Annotated in this window: 18 protein-coding genes and 1 other annotated feature; of the genes, 1 reads left to right on the top strand and 17 read right to left on the bottom strand. The window is 37.5% G+C overall.

Annotation, left to right across the window (positions count from 1 at the left end; translation table 11 throughout):
• Nucleotides 1-12 precede the first annotated feature (12 nt).
• The 10 genes from CBF33_RS05780 to infC all read right to left on the bottom strand — a co-directional run bounded on the left by CBF33_RS05780 (nt 13) and on the right by infC (nt 10,021).
• Nucleotides 13-1,098 (bottom strand): M42 family metallopeptidase, encoded by a 1,086-nt coding sequence (locus CBF33_RS05780; RefSeq protein ID WP_126762428.1) that lies wholly within the window; start codon nt 1,096-1,098, stop codon nt 13-15.
• 127 nt (nt 1,099-1,225) lie between these two features.
• Nucleotides 1,226-1,828, bottom strand: a complete 603-nt coding sequence (nrdG, locus tag CBF33_RS05775; protein WP_023605498.1) for an anaerobic ribonucleoside-triphosphate reductase activating protein — start codon at nt 1,826-1,828, stop codon at nt 1,226-1,228.
• A 19-nt stretch (nt 1,829-1,847) separates the two neighbouring features.
• The gene (nrdD, locus tag CBF33_RS05770) at nt 1,848-4,043 is read right to left on the bottom strand and encodes an anaerobic ribonucleoside-triphosphate reductase (protein WP_371871970.1); all 2,196 of its coding nucleotides are present in this window, start codon (nt 4,041-4,043) and stop codon (nt 1,848-1,850) included.
• A 239-nt stretch (nt 4,044-4,282) separates the two neighbouring features.
• Nucleotides 4,283-4,738 carry a hypothetical protein gene (locus CBF33_RS05765; protein WP_126762424.1) on the bottom strand — a complete coding sequence of 152 codons (456 nt, stop codon included), beginning with the start codon at nt 4,736-4,738 and terminating at the stop codon, nt 4,283-4,285.
• 19 nt (nt 4,739-4,757) lie between these two features.
• Entirely contained in the window at nt 4,758-5,510 is a 753-nt protein-coding gene (locus CBF33_RS05760) for a MurR/RpiR family transcriptional regulator (protein WP_126762422.1), read from the bottom strand.
• Nucleotides 5,511-5,641: 131 nt separating this feature from the next.
• On the bottom strand, nt 5,642-6,991 hold the full coding sequence (locus CBF33_RS05755) for a 6-phospho-alpha-glucosidase (RefSeq protein ID WP_126762420.1): 1,350 nt from the start codon (nt 6,989-6,991) through the stop codon (nt 5,642-5,644).
• 21 nt (nt 6,992-7,012) lie between these two features.
• The gene (locus CBF33_RS05750) at nt 7,013-8,596 is read right to left on the bottom strand and encodes an alpha-glucoside-specific PTS transporter subunit IIBC (RefSeq protein ID WP_126762418.1); all 1,584 of its coding nucleotides are present in this window, start codon (nt 8,594-8,596) and stop codon (nt 7,013-7,015) included.
• A gap of 271 nt (nt 8,597-8,867) precedes the next feature.
• Nucleotides 8,868-9,227, bottom strand: coding sequence for a 50S ribosomal protein L20 (rplT, locus tag CBF33_RS05745; RefSeq protein ID WP_023605496.1), 360 nt, complete (start codon nt 9,225-9,227; stop codon nt 8,868-8,870).
• A gap of 45 nt (nt 9,228-9,272) precedes the next feature.
• Nucleotides 9,273-9,473 carry a 50S ribosomal protein L35 gene (gene rpmI, locus CBF33_RS05740; protein ID WP_023605495.1) on the bottom strand — a complete coding sequence of 67 codons (201 nt, stop codon included), beginning with the start codon at nt 9,471-9,473 and terminating at the stop codon, nt 9,273-9,275.
• A gap of 26 nt (nt 9,474-9,499) precedes the next feature.
• Entirely contained in the window at nt 9,500-10,021 is a 522-nt protein-coding gene (infC, locus tag CBF33_RS05735; protein ID WP_023605494.1) for a translation initiation factor IF-3, read from the bottom strand.
• A 26-nt stretch (nt 10,022-10,047) separates the two neighbouring features.
• Nucleotides 10,048-10,186 (bottom strand) — a sequence feature (ribosomal protein L20 leader region).
• Between the two features lie 105 nt (nt 10,187-10,291).
• Here infC and CBF33_RS05730 point away from each other — a divergent pair.
• The gene (locus CBF33_RS05730; protein WP_244919693.1) at nt 10,292-11,005 is read left to right on the top strand and encodes a uracil-DNA glycosylase; all 714 of its coding nucleotides are present in this window, start codon (nt 10,292-10,294) and stop codon (nt 11,003-11,005) included.
• Nucleotides 11,006-11,033: 28 nt separating this feature from the next.
• On the opposite strand, the gene CBF33_RS05725 is transcribed toward CBF33_RS05730, so the two are convergent.
• From CBF33_RS05725 to CBF33_RS05700, 7 genes are all read right to left on the bottom strand, one after another.
• Nucleotides 11,034-11,543, bottom strand: coding sequence for a gamma carbonic anhydrase family protein (locus tag CBF33_RS05725; protein WP_126762416.1), 510 nt, complete (start codon nt 11,541-11,543; stop codon nt 11,034-11,036).
• A 28-nt stretch (nt 11,544-11,571) separates the two neighbouring features.
• Nucleotides 11,572-11,748, bottom strand: a complete 177-nt coding sequence (locus tag CBF33_RS09560; protein WP_170167759.1) for a hypothetical protein — start codon at nt 11,746-11,748, stop codon at nt 11,572-11,574.
• A complete protein-coding gene (locus CBF33_RS05720) occupies nt 11,749-12,429 on the bottom strand; it encodes an NAD(P)H-dependent oxidoreductase (RefSeq protein ID WP_126762414.1) in 681 nt (226 codons plus the stop codon). It lies immediately after the preceding gene.
• A 25-nt stretch (nt 12,430-12,454) separates the two neighbouring features.
• A complete protein-coding gene (locus CBF33_RS05715) occupies nt 12,455-13,474 on the bottom strand; it encodes a zinc-binding alcohol dehydrogenase family protein (RefSeq protein ID WP_126762412.1) in 1,020 nt (339 codons plus the stop codon).
• Nucleotides 13,475-13,530: 56 nt separating this feature from the next.
• Nucleotides 13,531-15,342, bottom strand: coding sequence for an oligoendopeptidase F (gene pepF, locus CBF33_RS05710; RefSeq protein WP_126762410.1), 1,812 nt, complete (start codon nt 15,340-15,342; stop codon nt 13,531-13,533).
• Nucleotides 15,343-15,388: 46 nt separating this feature from the next.
• The gene (locus CBF33_RS05705) at nt 15,389-16,582 is read right to left on the bottom strand and encodes a competence protein CoiA (RefSeq protein ID WP_126762408.1); all 1,194 of its coding nucleotides are present in this window, start codon (nt 16,580-16,582) and stop codon (nt 15,389-15,391) included.
• A 79-nt stretch (nt 16,583-16,661) separates the two neighbouring features.
• Nucleotides 16,662-17,930 carry an NCS2 family permease gene (locus tag CBF33_RS05700; RefSeq protein ID WP_244919692.1) on the bottom strand — a complete coding sequence of 423 codons (1,269 nt, stop codon included), beginning with the start codon at nt 17,928-17,930 and terminating at the stop codon, nt 16,662-16,664.
• Nucleotides 17,931-18,154: the final 224 nt, after the last annotated feature.

Here is an 18,154-nt window from a genome sequence, read left to right as displayed (position 1 = left end):
TTAATGACACGTTTACTCAAACGAGCGTAATTTTTCTACTGTTTCTTTATCCAGTCGTTTCACGACTTCTGTCACAAGTTTTACGGTATTTAAATAGTCGTCTTCATGAATGACAGAAGTATGGCTGTGCAAGTAACGTGTTGCAACAGTAATAGCCAATGACGGAATACCGTCACGCGTAATATGTTGTGTTCCTGCATCTGTTCCGCCACCTGCAATCACTTCTAATTGATAAGGAATTTCTAGTTCATCTGCCACATCAATGACAAAATCACGTAACTTGCGATGAGGAATCATAGACGCGTCAAAAATTAAAATTTGTGGTCCTTTTCCTAATTTAGACATTGATTCTTTATCTGTCATACCAGGTGTATCACCTGCAGTTCCAGTATCTAAGGCAAAGGCAATATCTGGATTCACCATATGTGTACTTGTACGAGAACCACGCAAGCCCACTTCTTCTTGAACGTTACTTCCAGCAAATAAAATATTCGGATGACCTTCTTTTGCTAGGTTTTCTAATACTTTTAATGAAACAGCTGTACCGATACGGTTATCCCAAGCTTTCGCTAATAAGAACTTAGAATCGTTAAGACGGCGATATTCTGTATAAGGTGTAATCATATCTCCTTGACGAATTCCCCACTCTTTCACTTCGTCCGCACTTGTTGCACCAATGTCCACAAACATATCAGAAATTTCATACGGTTTTTGGCGAGCTTCCGCAGATAAAACGTGAGGCGGTTTACAACCAATAACACCATGAATTAATTTACCTTCACGTGTTTTGATTTCAACCTCTTGAGCCAACATAACTTGACCCCACCAACCACCTAATGTTTGGAATTTAATAAAGCCGTTTTCTGTAATTTGAGTCACCATAAAACCAACTTCATCCATATGCCCCATAATCATTACTTTAGGGCCTTCTTTAGCACCATTGTGGCGTGCTACAATGCCACCTAAGCCATCATACATCATTTTATCGGCATGAGGTTCTGCATATTTTTTGAAGACTGCTCTAACTTCATCTTCATTACCAGGCACACCGCGTGCATCTGTTAATTCTTTTAAAAATAATTCTTCTGTTTTTTCCACGATATCGCTCCTTTATAATGATTTACTTCTCTAGTATAGCATTTTTTTAAATGATTGCGTATTCATTGGCTACTTCTCTGTAAATTTTATCAAAAACGCCTTATCTCGTAAGACAAGGCGCGACTCTTTAGATTAAATCAGATTTTTTAATCTGCTCGTATGTTCGATCGGCATCCATACATTTGTTCCAAAGTACTGCTTTTTTAGCAGCAAGAGATTTTGGCACATCAAGGATACGTTGATTGCTACTACCTCTAAATTGTAAATTTAAATCTTTTTTATCTATTTCAAAACGACCGTCAACCAAAATATCGACTTGCTCGAGTAATTGCAATTTATCTTCTGTTTCTAATAACAGCTCTTCAAAGGTATATCCCGACCACGCCCAAATATCTTTTGTGTGACCATACGTCTGGCGTATGCGTGTCACTAATGACAAACAAACCTCTGTGTTTAAAAAAGGCTCTCCCCCTAAAAGAGTCATACCTTGTACATAGTCATGTGCTAAATCCGCAATAATCTGATCTTCTAGTTCTTTCGTGTATGGCTTGCCATATTTAAAATTTTGAACGGCTTTATTATAACATCCCTTACAAGCGAATAAGCAGCCACTCACATATAAACTGCACCGAACTCCTTCGCCATCAACAAAGTTAAAAGGTTTATAATCACCATAGTAGCCTTGACTATACTGAGCTGAATCCCATTCTTGAGGTTTTGGATGACGCATGTTTTCTCCTCTTTTCTCTTTATCCTTGTGGCATATGTTTCACACGTGATGAAATTTCTTTGTGACGACCGTGTACCATTGGACGCGCTTGTGGATTGCCTAAATAACCGCATGTTCGTTTCACTACATCACACGTCTTAGGGTCACGGTTACCACAATTTGGACATTCAAACCCACGTTCTGTCGGATTAAAATCTCCTTCATAACCACACTCGTAGCAATGGTCAATCGGCGTATTTGTTCCTAAGTAACCAATCTTATCATATGAATAATCCCATACAGCTTCTAACGCTTTCGGATTTTGTTGCAACATTGGGTACTCACAGTAATGGATGAACCCTCCAGAACAATATTGTGGATAGTCCTTTTCAAAATCAAGTTTTTCAAAAGGTGTCGGATTTTTACGAACATCATAATGGAAACTGTTTGTATAATAATCTTTATCCGTAATATCTGGAATTACTCCAAATTTTTCTGTATCTAATCGACAAAAACGGTCGGTTAGACTTTCACTTGGCGTACTATATACACTAAAGTGATAGCCGTACTTATCTCCCCACGCATCCGCATGTTCTTTCAGGTTTTTCAAGATGGATAACGTGAAGTTTTTGGCCTCAGCATTTCCTTCCCAATTTGGCCCATAAAAACGTGTTGCCACTTCATATAAGCCAATATAGCCTAAAGAAACAGTTGCTCGTTTATTTTTAAACAGTTGGTCGGTATCTTCCTGCTTATTTAATCGATCTCCAAAAGCACCGTACATATAAAGAATCGGAGCATTTTCTGGCTTGGCTTCTTTACAACGATCGACACGATATAGTAACGCATCTTCCATAATCTCTAACCGTTCTTCAAGCAATTCCCAGAAACGCGTCACATCTCCTTCTGATTCTAACGCAATCCGCGGCAAGTTTAACGTTACCACACCTAAGTTCATCCGACCTGATGTAACATCTTCTCCCTGCTCATTTTTCCATCCTTGTAAAAACGAACGACATCCCATAGGCACTTTAAAACTTCCCGTTAACTCTGTTATTTTTTCATAGTTTAGAATATCAGGGTACATCCGTTTTGTCGCACACTCAAGCGCTAACTCTTTAATATCATAGTTAGGGTCTGTTTCACGAAGATTCAAACCGTCTTTAATCGTAAAAATTAATTTAGGAAAAATCGCCGTTCTATTTTCTTGACCCAACCCTTTAATTCTAATTTGTAAGATGGACTTTTGAATTTCGCGAGCAAACCAATCTGTTCCTAAGCCAAAGCCAAATGAAGTAAAAGGCGTTTGACCATTGGACGTAAATAGCGTATTTATTTCATATTCTAGGCTCTGCATAGAATCATATATGTCTTTACTTGTTTTAGCCTTCGCATAGGCGTCATGCTTCGTTTCATCCTCAATCCATTCTCTAGCGTCCCGTAAGTGTTTTTCATAATTTTTACGCGCAAACGGAGCTAAAAGCTCATCTATCCGATCAGCTGAACAACCTCCATATTGACTAGATGCCACATTGGCAATAATTTGAGAAATTTGAGCCGCTGCTGTTTGAATGGATTTAGGTGACTCGACTTCGGCATTCCCTATTTTAAACCCATTATTCAACATGCCTTTAAAATCAATTAAACAACAGTTAGTCATAGGCGTATATGGATGATAATCTAAGTCATGATAGTGAATATCTCCCTTTTGATGAGCATTCGCTACATGTGGTGGCAACATTTGGAGGCCGATAGATTTCCCTACAATCCCAGCTGTCAAATCACGTTGTGTATTGAAGACATCACTATCTTTATTGGCATTTTCATTAACCACCGTTTGATCTTTATGTATTAACTTATCAATTGCAACATTAATATCCGTCGCTTTTCGGCGTGAAAAATCACGCTGCGTCCGATAATGAATATATTCTTCAGCCAATTCATATTCACGCTCATCTAAAAGCGTCTGTTCCACAATATTTTGAATCTCATAAATTTTAATATTATCTGAGAAGCGCTCCGCAATCTCCTGATCGACTAATCGCACGACACGTTGAATTCTTTCTTCGGCTAAAGGACGAATTTCACCATGAATTTTTTTCTCTGCTTTCATTAGTGCTGCATAAATTTTATCGTCATCAAAATCTACTGAACGTCCATCTCGCTTAATCACTTTAATTGTTTTTAATTTCGTTTGAAATTGCACAATATCTTGTGATTGTGCCAGTGCTTTCATCATAATTATCTCCCTCTCTATTATTGCTTACTCTATTCTATCTGATTTTAAGACAAAAAACAACAACATATAGATTCTTACTATAAGTAATAATCTATATGTTGTGGTACGATAAGGTTTTTTTATTTCTCTATGCGTAACTTAATTTTCATCTCATTTTTATTTATTAAATTATTTTTCACAATGTGAGCCAAAAAAAGAGTTGCAACCTAACCTGACAAGGTTTTAAGATTGTGAGGTTAAATAAGGACCCACAAACCGAAGAATGAAACGCCGAATTGAAAAATAATTACAGAAAGAGTTAAAATCCACTCACGTTGAGTTGAGACTTGAGGACTTTTTTTCAATTGTCGGCTACTTAAAAAAATCAACCCAACACCTAATAAATTTCCGACTAATAATTGTTGAATAGCCATCGCTCTTAAAAAAAAATTTAACGCAGGTGATTTTTCAGTTGATTGATACCACATTTTCACTAAAAAATAGGCAGCAATCGGAGTTAATAACGCAATTAAAAACATACTCGTTAATAAAGGTTGTTGATTTAAAAAATCTCTAAGACTAAGATTCACTTTCGATGATTCTAAAAATAAGTACGCCAAATACAGAAATGGCAATAAAATCCAATAGCCTATTAAAAAAGGCATAAACGAATATCTATCTCGAGATAATGTACGACTTGATTCTTTGCTCACACATACTTCCTCCCTCTAATTAGTAAACTTCATCCAAATAACTAACATACTCTCTAAACAAGGCATCACCCACAATATTTAAAGTAATGAATGAAAGAATTTCACTACCTTCTGTTTGTTTTAACGGTGTCGCATGGTAATAAAGATTATAATCTGCTTTAGTTGCGAGATGATTATTACAAAATGAAGTAATAGATAAGATTGGAATACCCCGCATATTTAATGTTTGTAAATGTGACCTTAATTCCGTTACATCGCCACTTAGCGAAATAAATATTAATAAATCTTCAGGTGTCATCAAAGGCATGTTTAATTCTAACTCTGTTTTAGCAGGTATTGATAACATATGCTTCCCGCAACCCATTAGATTTCGACGTAACTCCTTAACTGCATTTTGCTGTCCCCAACCTGTTCCAAAGCCAAAAACTCGCTTAGCTTTATAGATTTTTTGAACAATAGTACGTAAATCTACTTGGTTTAAAAGCTTTTGAGTCATCTCAATATCTTTCTTCTGAAGGGCGAAAACATCTTCAGCTGGTCGGTGTACAATAGCTTCTTTTTTTAAAAAGTACTTAAACTCACTAAAACCAGAAAAGCCTAGTTTTTGAGTTAAACGCAAGATAGAGGACTTTGATGTATGACAGGCTTCTGCCATTTTCACAATGCTTAATGTTTGAGCAGTCGTACGATTCTTTAACACAAAACTTAAAATAGCACGTTCATTTTCATTCAGTTCTTCATAGTGCTTATTAATGAGTGCTTCTAGTTGCATATAATCCCTCCACCCTTTTCTCTAATCTAAGTATACCAATTAACTTTATTTTTGTATAATAGAGAGTAAAAACAACGTTTACTAATACATCTGATTGAGTACTAGTAAACGTTGTTCAAAATGGGCAACTTTTAGCGTAATTCTGGCCAAAACTCTTTATTAGCTTCTAATAAATCATCTAATATTTGTTTAGCAACAGTGGCATTAGGAACGATTTTAGACATTGTAATAGCTTGCCATAGTTTTTGATATGATTTCTCTTCCCATGCTTCGACTACTAATTTCTCAACTGCAACTTGTTGTTCCATCATTCCTTTTTGGAATCGAGGAATTTCTCCTTGAACAAGTGGTTCTGGACCATTCGCTCCCACGATACACGGTACCTCGACCATTGCTGTATCATCAAAGTTAACAATCGCTCCTTTATTTTCAACAATAAGCAACATCCGTTCATGTGTATTGTAAGCAATCGCACGTGCCAAATCTACAATATAAGAAGCGTGTTCATCAATTTCTAAGGTAGTATCTTTCGTTGAACCTTGTTCTGCAATACGACGACACTCACCAAATACATGTTTTTCCCTACCCGCCATCACTTCATTTGCTCGTGTATATTCTGGATTAGAGTGCGCTACTTCATCACTCGGGAATAGATAATATTTCAAATAAGTATTAGGTAATGTTTCTGGATCAAGAGCATATACATCTTTCGCTTTTGTAAAAGTATGCATCCAGCTAGCATCCGCATGCTGAGACGCTTCATTTTCTTTAGCAGCTGCTAGTTCCTCCGGCAAAGCATAACCATTTTCCTTAACGTGCGCTTTAATTTTAGGCATCAAATCATTGCCCTCTTTATCACGAATATCTGTCCACCAGCCAAAGTGATTTAATCCGTAATAACGAACAACCATTTCTTTACGTGATGACAAACCAATACTACGTGCCATTCTTTCTTCAATTCCTATTGGCATATCACAAATATTTAAAATTTTAGAGTTAGGTCTTAGTTTACGTGTAGCTTCCGCTACAATCGCAGCTGGGTTAGAATAATTCAACATCCATGCATTTGGTGAGTACTGTTCCATGTAGTCTAAAATTTCTAGTACGCCACCAATCGAACGCATTCCATAAGCAATCCCACCAGGGCCACATGTCTCTTGACCTACCACACCATATTTTAACGGTATCTTTTCATCTTTTTCACGCATAGCATATTTTCCAACACGAATATGTGCCATCACAAAATCAATATCAGTAAAAGCTGTTTTCGGATCAGTAGTTGATACAAACTTAATATCAGGGGCTTTTTCTTGAATGATAATTTCACATGCATCTGCTATCTCTTTTTGTCGTTCTGCATCATTATCATAAAATTTAATTTGACGAATCGGTAGTTGCTCTAAATTATCTAATAGCATTAAAACAATTCCGGGTGTAAATGTACTTCCTCCACCTGCAATAACAATAGAATGTTTTTTCATTATTAAACATCTCCCTTTCTTTTACTCATTAATCATTAATAATTTTTCAAATTGTTCTCTTACTTGAGGAACTGATAAACCAACTATAACTTGGAAAGCTGTACCATTACGTACTACACCATGTGCTCCAGCCTCTCGGAAAATATCATCCGTAGCAACTAATCCTGCATCTTTCACACTCACACGTAAACGTGTTGCACAATTCGTAACGGTCGCTATATTATCACTGCCTCCGAAAGCTTCTAAATATAATGCGGCTGCCTCCATGTACTGATTGTCGCCATTAGTCTTATTATTACTCTGTTTTTCTTTAAACTCTTTTTTACTATACAACTTAACATCTGCTGTTTCTGGCTCGCGACCCGGTGTTGCAAAATTAAATTTTAAAATCAAGAAACGAAATACAAAGAAATAAATAGCTGTAAACAATAACCCAATAAAAAGTTGAAGTGCATACGTTTTCCAATGGTTATTAGCTAATGGAATCCAGTTTTTAGCTAATAAGTCTATAAAGCCACCACCCATATCACCGACAACACCGAAAGCATACATTGTTGCGGCCATACTTGCTGCTAAAACAGAGTGAACAACGAACAACACAGGAGCAACAAATAAGAATGTAAACTCTAAAGGCTCTGTTATTCCCGCTAAGACCGCGGTCAAAGTCACAGGTATTAAAATTGCCAATACTTTTTTTCGTTTATCCTTATTGGAAGTTGCATAGAACGCTGCTGCGATTCCTGGAGCAGCAAATATTTTAGAATTCCCATGCAAAGCAAACCCACCTGCTGGAAATAGTTCTTTTAAAGGTTTGGTTGAAGCAGCGAATTCTTGTAAATGATTCATCCAATAACGAGATATTCCTCCTTCAACAACAACAGGTCCAAATACAAAAGGTGTATAAATAAAATGATGAAGTCCTGTAGGTATCAATATTCGCTCTAAAAATGTATATAACCAAACACCAAAAACACCCGATGAAGATAAAAATCCTTGCATAGAATCAATACCCATTTGAATTTTAGGCCACACAAATGCTGTTATAACTGCAATTGGTAACATCATGAAAAAACCAATAATGACAACCAATGAGGAGCCTTGAAATACTCCTAAAAATTCTGGTAGTTTCACATCAAAGTACTTGTTATGTATCCAAACCACGACAGCAGAAATAAAAATAGCCCCAATGATTCCGGTATCTAAAGTTTTTATACCCGCGATCATTTTTAATCCAGTTCCTGCACCTTCTTCTGCTGTAAAATCTACACCAAAAGTAGGACCGAAAAACTCTAACAAACTCCCTACAAAATAGTTAAATGTTAAATAGGTAACAACTGCTTCCATCGCTGCACGCGCATTGGCTTTTTTGGCTAGGCCGATTGGTAGACCAATAACAAATAATAGTTCCATTTGATTGAAAACTGTCCACGCACCACTCTCGACAACTGACCACATACTGTGCCAAAAAGTTCCATCATTTGCAATACTTCCAACAATCATTGGATTTTTAAAGATTATGGTTAATGCGAGCATAATACCGGAAAAAGAAAAAAGTAAAACCGGTGTAAACATTGCGCCTCCAAAGCGCTGAAACTTCTCCATCATAAACATAAACTCCTTTGCTTTTTATTAGGCCTTACATTATTTATAACAGCTTCCAATCAGTTGGACAATAGAAGTAACCCATTAAGGTAAACGCTTACAAATTAAGGTATCTTTCTCAATTTGCGGGAAATTTTCCATATATACTATTTAACTAGTTGAATATAGAAAAGAAAGTAACTATTTAAACAACCAAAACGAGTTATTCTCAATAGAAAACGGCTTTCTAATATAATAAAAAACCTACTCACAAAGAGTAGGTTTAAAATTCATATTATTTAGCTAATGCAGCTTTTGCTTGTTCTGTTAAAGCTGTGAATGCTTTTGCATCATGTACAGCTAAATCAGCTAACATTTTACGGTTAACATCGATTTCAGCAACTTTTAAGCCATGCATTAATTTTGAATAGCTCATACCATTCATACGTGCAGCAGCATTGATACGTGCAATCCATAATTTACGGAAGTCACGTTTCTTTTGACGACGATCTCTGTAAGCGTAGCTATAAGATTTCATCACTTGTTCTTTTGCTGTTTTATATAATGTATGTTTTGAGCCGTAGTAGCCTTTTGCTAGTTTTAACGTTTTTTTACGACGTTGACGGGTTACGTATCCACCTTTAACACGTGCCATTTATAATTCCTCCTCAAGTTCTGTTTCGTTTTTCATATCCCTATGTTATTTCATGTAAGTTAATTGTTGACGAATACGTTTGTAATCGCCTTTTGATACCATTCTAGGTCTACGTAATTGACGGCGTTGTTTTTTAGTTTTGCCGTGGAAACGGTGACTTGTGAACGCACGATATCTTTTTAATCCGCCACCACCAGTACGTTTGACACGTTTAGCTAGTCCGCGGTGTGTTTTCATTTTTGGCATTGTATTTCCTCCTCAAAATCGATTGCTTACTTTTCTGTTTTTGGTGCTAGCATTAGAAACATGCTTCTGCCTTCCATTTTAGGACGTACTTCTACATCGGCAATATCTTTTGTTTCGTCTGCAAAGCGAGTCAAGACTTCATGACCAATTTCCTTATGTGTAATGGCACGGCCTCTAAATCGGATAGACGCTTTTACTTTGTCTCCACTTTCTAGAAACTTTCGTGCTTGACGCAATTTGGTATTAAAATCATTGTCTTCAATTGTCGGACTGAGTCTTACCTCTTTAACATTAATAACTTTTTGCTTCTTGCGAGCCTCACGGGCTTTCTTCTGTTGTTCGTAACGATATTTTCCGTGGTCCATAATACGGGCAACAGGTGGTTTCGCATTAGGTGACACTAAAACAACATCTAAGTTAGCTGCTTCAGCAATTTGTAATGCTTCTGCTTTTGTCTTAACGCCTAATTGCTCGCCATCTTGGGAAATCAATCGTAACTCACGTGCACGAATACCGTTGTTTACCATCATATCTTTTGCTATGGTCATTCACCTCTCTGATTTTTTCCGAGAATTAAACAGAAAAAAAGAGTTCTTAACATAAGAACTCCCACCGATTTCATAAATAACTACTCATATAGCTATCTAAAAAATTATCTAGCCCAGAGACGTTTTGTCTACTCAGGCGAGAAGCGGGTGCTCCTGCTTTATTTTCTCAACTCATATATCATAACAAGTTCTAAGTTTTTTGTCAACCACTTTTTATAAAAAGAGAAACTCATGGTATACTAAAAGCACTATTATAAGGAGGCCGTCGCTATGTTTCTTTCATCAGATATGATAAGGACAGATTGGAAGACTATTCTTGCCGATGAATTCAAACAACCTTACTTTTCATCGCTCGATCAGTTTTTAGCATCAGAGTATCAAACACAAACCATTTATCCACCCAAAGAGACGATTTTCCAAGCTTTTAATTTAACACCCTATGACAGTGTCAAAGTCGTAATTTTAGGCCAAGACCCTTATCATGGTCCTAAGCAAGCACAAGGGTTGAGCTTTTCTGTTTCAAATGACGTCGCTATCCCCCCCTCTTTAAAAAATATTTTTAAAGAATTACATGACGATTTAAACGCACCTATCCCTCATCAAGGTGATTTATCCTTATGGGCACAACAAGGCGTATTGCTTCTTAATACGGTCTTAACTGTTCGTAAAGGCGAAGCGAACTCACATCGTCAGAAAGGCTGGGAACGCTTGACGGATGTGGCGATTCAAGCGCTCAACGACCATCCGCATCCGATTGCATTTGTTTTGTGGGGAAAGCCTGCCCAAAGTAAAAAAGAACTGATTACCAATGATAAACATCTCATTTTAGAAGCCCCTCATCCAAGTCCTCTTTCAAGCTATCGTGGTTTTTTTGGTTCAAAACCTTTTTCGACTATCAATCATTGGTTACTTTCACAAAATCGAAAACCAATAAACTGGAAATTACCTGCTGATGATAGCATACAAACTATTTCTTTATTTTAAAAAAAAGCGACTCATCTGAGTCGCTTTTTTATTCTGTTTCTACGATGAAGCCGTCCTCATCAATCGTGATAGGTTTCCCTTTAAATTTTTGACCATTTTGCACGTATTCATGTGCATTTACTAAAATACTTTGTTTCTCTTCATCCGTTAGCGCTCGAATAACTTTTGCAGGTGACCCCATAATAAGAGAACCCGGTGGAAATTCTTTTCTCTCGGTGACTAAAGAGTTAGCACCTACGATAGAGTCTTGACCAATTTTCGCTCCATTCATAATAGTCGACCCCATACCGACAATCACACGATCTTCAATGGTACAACCATGGATAATGCAACGATGCCCCACTGTGACATCGTCTCCTACAACTGTTGGGTATTGTTCATCTACATGAACGACTGAGCCATCTTGAATATTACTTCTGTCACCGATTGAAATCACACCATAATCACCTCGAATAACCGATTGGTACCAAATCGTTGAAGCTTCACCTAATTTAATTTTTCCAATTAAATCTGCACTTTTTGCTACAAAATTTCTCATCTTATTCGCTCACTTTCTTACTATTCCATTACCATTGTTGCGGACTCCACAAAGTGCCGTCTATTTCGCCCTCAAGCTGTTCAATCCGTTGTTCTTGGTGTATCAACATATCAATGACTGCTTTAATAACGGCACGTTGTTGATACTCTTTACACTCGTTTTGTGCCTTTGTTAGCTGTTCCAATAATGTGTCTGATCGTGTCATTTATAAACCTCCTTGAAACATAGCTAGTGTCTCATGCAGTTCATCTAGCTGTTCACGATTAGCCGCAAGACGCAGCTGTGCTCTCTTCACTACATCAGCATAGTCATCTTCCGCTTGAAAACAATCTGATAAATGTTGCTCTAACCATAAACTACGTTCACGAATCGTCGCGTTATGCGTCAAGGTTAAATATTGTTGGTAAGCAATCAACAACTTCATCTGAGCATCTTCTGAGAGGTAGGCAAATTGATATACGGGAAAGACAGGTAGATAGGTCCAATTAAAATGATGAGCTATCGCTTGATAAGGTCGTAACAATTCATCTAGCTGGAATTGTTCCCTACCTCCAGCACGAAAAGCTTGTGCTTTCACTCCCATCATCACAACAATACCGAACTCTTTATCAGCCCAACGCGCAAGATAGTCTGAGTTAAGTACTTGGTCTTGCCATTGCTTTAAGAAAGCAGGGGCACTATACCAATACATCGGAAATTGAAAAATAATCCGATCATGCTCAGCAAGCAAGGTTTGTTCTTGCTCTACATCTATTTGACCGTCTGGATACGCTTCTTCAAGATAATGCCACGTCACATCACTCAACGCTTGTGCTCCTTTTAAAAAGAACTGCTGTGTTGTGGAATCATTTGCAGAAGGATGACTTAATATTACTAGTGTTTTCATACTTAAATCGACCTTTCTTTGTTACTTAATCGTTCGTCGATTCATTTTGAATGACCAACTTCCCAATCATTTTACCACTTGCCACTCGTTGATGTCCTTTTAAAAGATTATGTTCATTCATGCCATTCAGCACTTCTGTCACAGTTGTTTTCAGAACACCTTGTTCCACCCTTTTGGCAATCTCTTCTAAAATACGCCCTTGCTCAGCCATATCATGTGTCTGATAAGTCGAGCGAGTGAACATAAATTCCCAAGTAAAAGTTGCACTTTTAGGTTTTAACAAACTAAGATCTAGCGGTTGTTGATTATCCACGATACTACAGATTCGACCTTGCGGAGCAATCACACGACTCATCTCTTCCCAATGTTGATCTGTATGATTTAAACATAATAGATAGTCCACCAAGTCTTCTTGCTGCTCAGCTAACTGCTGTGACAATGAATGATAGTGGTTGATTACCACATCTGCCCCTTTTTCTTTTACCCATGCTTCTGTTTCGGGCCGTGATGCTGTCGCAATCACTCTCAAACCGGCTGCTTTAGCCAGTGGAATAGCGACTGAACCTACGCCTCCAGCACCCCCAATAATCAGAATAGATGGATTCGTCTTATGACTTTCAGTAACTCTTAATCGCTCAAATAAACTCTCCCATGCGGTTAAACTCGTGAGTGGTAACGCTGCGGCTTCAGCATGAGATAAATTAGCTGGCTTTCTAGCAATCAGACGGCTATCAACATAATGGTAATCGGCATTTCCGCCTGGTCGATTGACTGCTCCTGCATAAAATACATCATCCCCTACTTCAAAGTCTGTCACATTTTCACCCAAGGCGACAATCGTACCTGAAACATCCCATCCTAAAACGGAACGCGGTTGATTTTCACGACGTTTCAGTGCCATTTTCGTATCAATCGGATTAATTGAAATCGCTTTAACTTTAACCAATACGTCATGTTTTTGGCAAGGTACTATAGTTACCTCTTCTTTATCAAAAGAATAGCTATCTTCGTCACGTTGAACTACATACTGAGTATACGTTGTCATCTGTCTCTTCCTTTCTTTAGGGAAAAAGGCCGTGACACTGTCACGGCCTTTTAATTTTATAATTGATCCACTAATGTTTCAAATTCATTTAATCGCGCTTCAAAGACTTTCATTGCTTCTTCTAAATAAGTTGCTTGAGTCATATCGACGCCTGCTTTTTTCATAATTTCAATTGGATAGTCACTGCGACCAGCTTTTAGATAGGTCAAGTACTTATCTAAAGCACCTTCTTCGCCTTTTACAATCTTATCAGCTAATGCTGAAGCAGCTGCAAAACCTGTTGAATACTGATAAACGTAATAATTGTAGTAGAAATGAGGAATACGTGACCACTCTAAAGCAATCTCAGGATCACGCTCCACAGCTGGTCCATAATACTTCGCGTTTAAATCAGCATAGTAATCGTTTAAGTAGTCACTTGTTAGTGGAACTCCTTTTGCATCTTCTTCGTGAATGAAATGCTCAAATTCCGCAAACTGTGTTTGACGGAAAACAGTTCCTTTGAAACCGTCTAAGTAACGATTTAAAATAAATGCGCGTACTTTTGGATCCGTTTCTGTCGCTAATAAGTGCTCCGTTAAGATGTTTTCGTTTGTCGTTGAGGCAATCTCAGCTAAGAAAATAGAATAATCGCCGTAAACATAAGGTTGATTTGAACGTGTAAAGTAACTATGAACACTGTGTCCCATCTCATGCACTAATGTATACAATTGGTCTAAACTATCATGCCAGTTCATTAAAATATAAGGCACTGTATCGTAAGCCCCTGATGAATAAGCTCCACTACGTTTTCCTTGGTTTTCAACAACGTCAATCCAACGATTCTCATAAGCTTCTTGGACGACTTTGCCATATTCTTCCCCTAATGGTTTTAATGCGACTTTTGATTTTTCAACAGCTTCGTCATAAGAATAACGAATTGGCGCATCTCCTAAAATAGGTGTATACATATCATACATATGTAAACTGTCTACTTTAAGAAGTTTTTTACGTAAAGCCACATAGCGATGTAATAACGGTAAATGCTCATGTACCACAGAAATCAAAGTATCATGAACGGATTCTGGAATGTGATTAGCTGACAATGCCGCTTCACGTGCTGAAGAAAAATGGCGAACTTTCGCACGGTAATTATGCACTTTAACATTCGTTGAAAGCGTCGTTGCCAATGTATTTTGAAACTGTTCATACACTTGGTATAATCCTTTAAACGCAGCTTCTCGCACTTTCGGATCAGTACTTTCCATTAATTGTCCATAAACACCATGTGAAAGTTTAACTTTTTCACCTTTTTCATTTTCAATGACTGGAAACTCTAAATCCGCATTGTTTAAGATAGAGAACGTCTTACCTGCTGAACCAAAAATCTCACCTGCACCGGCTAACAGTGCTTCTTCTTGTTCTGATAAAACATGTGGACGGTCTGCTAGCATAGAGGTAATATAGTGACGATAAATTTCTAATTCTGGAAGTTCATCAAAATACGCCCAAATTTGCTCATCTGTTAGTTCGAATAATTCTGGTTGGAACCATGAAATAGCTTCACTTGTTTTAGCAATCATGCTTTCCATCCGACTGTTCATTCCTTGATAAAAAGCATTCGCTGTATCTTGGTCATTCTTTAAATGAGAGTAAACATACAACGTTTCTAGCTCACGAGAAAGGGCTAACGTTAAGTCTAAAGCTTTTTTAAATGCGTCAGCTCCTTGCGCCAATGTCCCCTTTATAGCTTGAACCTCTGGTATTTTTGCTTCAAATTCTTTAAGAGCCGTTTCAAACGCCTCGTCATTTTCAAAAATTTTCGTTAAATCCCATGTCACTTCTACTGGAAGTGCGTCACGTTTTGGTAATTCATGTGGTGTACTCATATAATTATAACTCCCTTCTCTCTTTCTTCTCATTTTATCATAACTTTCAATGTTTAGGAAACATCAGGTAATAAGATAAATCGTTTATCTCGTGACGTAATTGTTGATTAAAATCACTTTCTGACACACAACGATGTAGCTTAGGCTCAATGCGATAGCCGTCAGATAATTGCCGCATGTAACCTGTTGATTCCCACACCTTCAAAATAGCATCAATATAGAAAGAAAAAGACATTTTTGCTCTAGCGGAATCTGCATCCAATGCATAGTCTTGAAACAAACAATCTAACTGATTGACTAGATGATGATGAGATATAAATGATTGTTTATAGAAGTTTGTTTTCATTGCCACGAGTAGTGATAAACTACTCATTCGATTATCCAACCAATGATGTCGCATCCAAAAGAAAGCCGGTGGCAATCCCATAATATGCGTCTTCTGATTGTACAACTGTGTTTGCAAATGTTTGACTGAAACAGATGGATAAATCAGACGCCGTTGTAAACGTTGACGCTCTTGCTGAATGAGATGAATCAAGCGTTCGCTTTCTATTGTCACTGGTTTTAACTCAAACGAGCTGTTAGATGACACCGAGGCTGTAAATAAATCAAAGAGACTCCGACCTCGTTCGGAAATAACATATTTATGCGCTGACACGCTCTTGATATCGGCACACGTATCTAAATGATGATACAGCACGAGCTCTTTTTGAGAGACATCTAATTGAAAAAAATGACGCTGATAAGCCAATGAGAAATAACTAGTTAGCACATGTAAACTCTTCAGTTTTCTTTTTAAAAAAAGAGGAGAGCCTAAAATCCAAATAACAGATAACCCAATCTTTTGATAATCATGTGTTCGTTCTATTAGTTGTTCTATTGAAATTGGACTACACTGATATTCCACTACCAACTGTTGATTCACGACTAAATCAGCTTGACGTTGAATGCGGCGATAATATTTTTCTATTTCCACAGTCAGATACGAAGCCTCACTTAACCATTTTGCTAAGAGTTGTTTTCCCGTCATATGCTCTATAGATTCTGCTTGTTTACTCACATGACACTTTCCCTCCTCATAATGAGCAAAATGAGCCCGTGTCTTCTGACCTTGTCGCAATAGCACTTCTCTTTGACAGACCGGGCAAAAGAATTTATTTCCTTTTAATTCCTTAATCTCAGTCTGTGTTAAACGCCAAATCTCAATGAGTCTTCCTTTTTCATCTCGCGCAACGAACATCCAACTCCCCCTCTTTATTCCTCACTTTATAAATACGCAAAATAAAAAAGTGAAACGATAAAATCGCTTCACTTCATTGTTATAGCCAAATTTTTGCAAGTAAATATAAGAAGAACAATCCTGATACTATCCACGACGTCATACTGACTTCTTTTTGTTTCTTTGAAAACAGTTTAACTAACGGATAGGAAACAAAACCAAAAGCAAGTCCATCTGAGATACTCATAGTAAAAGCCATCATGACAATCATGATAAACGCTGGAAACCACTCAGTCATATCACTTAAGTTGATATGTTGAAGGTTAGACATCATTAAACAACCTGTCATAATAATCACTGGCGCTAGCGCTGCACTAGGAATATACGATAATAGTGGGATAGCAAAAATAGCTGCGCCGAACAAGGCACCTGCTGTTATCGCCATACGCCCTGTTTTTGCTCCTTCTTGAATTCCAGTCGCACTTTCAGCGGCTGGAATCGTAGGACTCGTACCTAACACACTGGATAAAAGCATGACCACACCATTGACGACAAATGCTTTATTAAACTGCTTTCGTCCAATTTCTGGAAGTAGTCCATTAAAAAGACCAATAGATTCAAAGATTAATATCATCGCCAAAGAAAATGTCCCTAGCACGAATTCCAAACTAAAAAATGAAGAAAAATCTAGTTTAGCTAAGACTGTCGGATAATTTTGAAAAGCACTTAAACTAAAACTATGGGCTGCATCCGGCACTAAACCAAAAAGATTCGCGAAAATGGTGGTCGCGATAATCCCAATAAAAAAACTGCCCTGAATGTTTTTTAAAAATAACCATAAAGTCAATACTAACGACCCTAATGTCAACCATAAGGTAGGCGAAGAAAAGCTATTTAACGTCATAAAAGTATGCTCGCCTCGTACAATAATTTCTCCTTTTTCCAGTCCAACTAACACTAGAAAAATTCCAATTCCTGCTGTAATACCATGCTTAAGATTATCCGGAATACCATCGTTCAGTTTATCTTTCAAGGACGTCAATGCCACTACCAAGTAAATAAAACTCGCTGAGAAGCTGACCGCTAACGCTTCTTGCCAATTAAGACCTAATCCGATAACAAGCGTGTACGTAAAAAAGGAATTGACACCCATTCCTGTGGTAATCACAATCGGAACGTTACTCACTAAGCCTATCGCTAATGACCCAATAACCGAAATAAAAATTGTCCCAAACACGCTATACTCTGGTGGAATCCCTGCCTCTGCTAAAATCATTGAGTTCACAATAATGACATAAGATATCGCGAAAAAAGCTGTTAAACCGCCAATAATATCTTTTTTCACTTGCTCTTGACTTACTTTTTCCATTTTTAACATGCTCCTTTAATCATTTTCTCTAAATAAAAAAGTATAGACGGGTAGCGTTAGCCCACCCACCTATACATTTAGACAAGAATTTATTTAATTAGTAAAACGTTTAACTTATAGTTTTAAGATAGCATATTCGGACACATTTTGCAAGCGTTAACAGACCCCTATTCCAACCATCCTATCTATACGATTCATAATAGATATTACTTTGGTGCGCTCAT

Source organism: Vagococcus lutrae, from assembly GCF_003987555.1.
GTDB classification, from domain to species: domain Bacteria; phylum Bacillota; class Bacilli; order Lactobacillales; family Vagococcaceae; genus Vagococcus_A; species Vagococcus_A lutrae.
The sequence above is the reverse complement of the archived record's forward strand: the minus strand, read 5'-3'. Positions and strand labels throughout refer to the sequence as shown.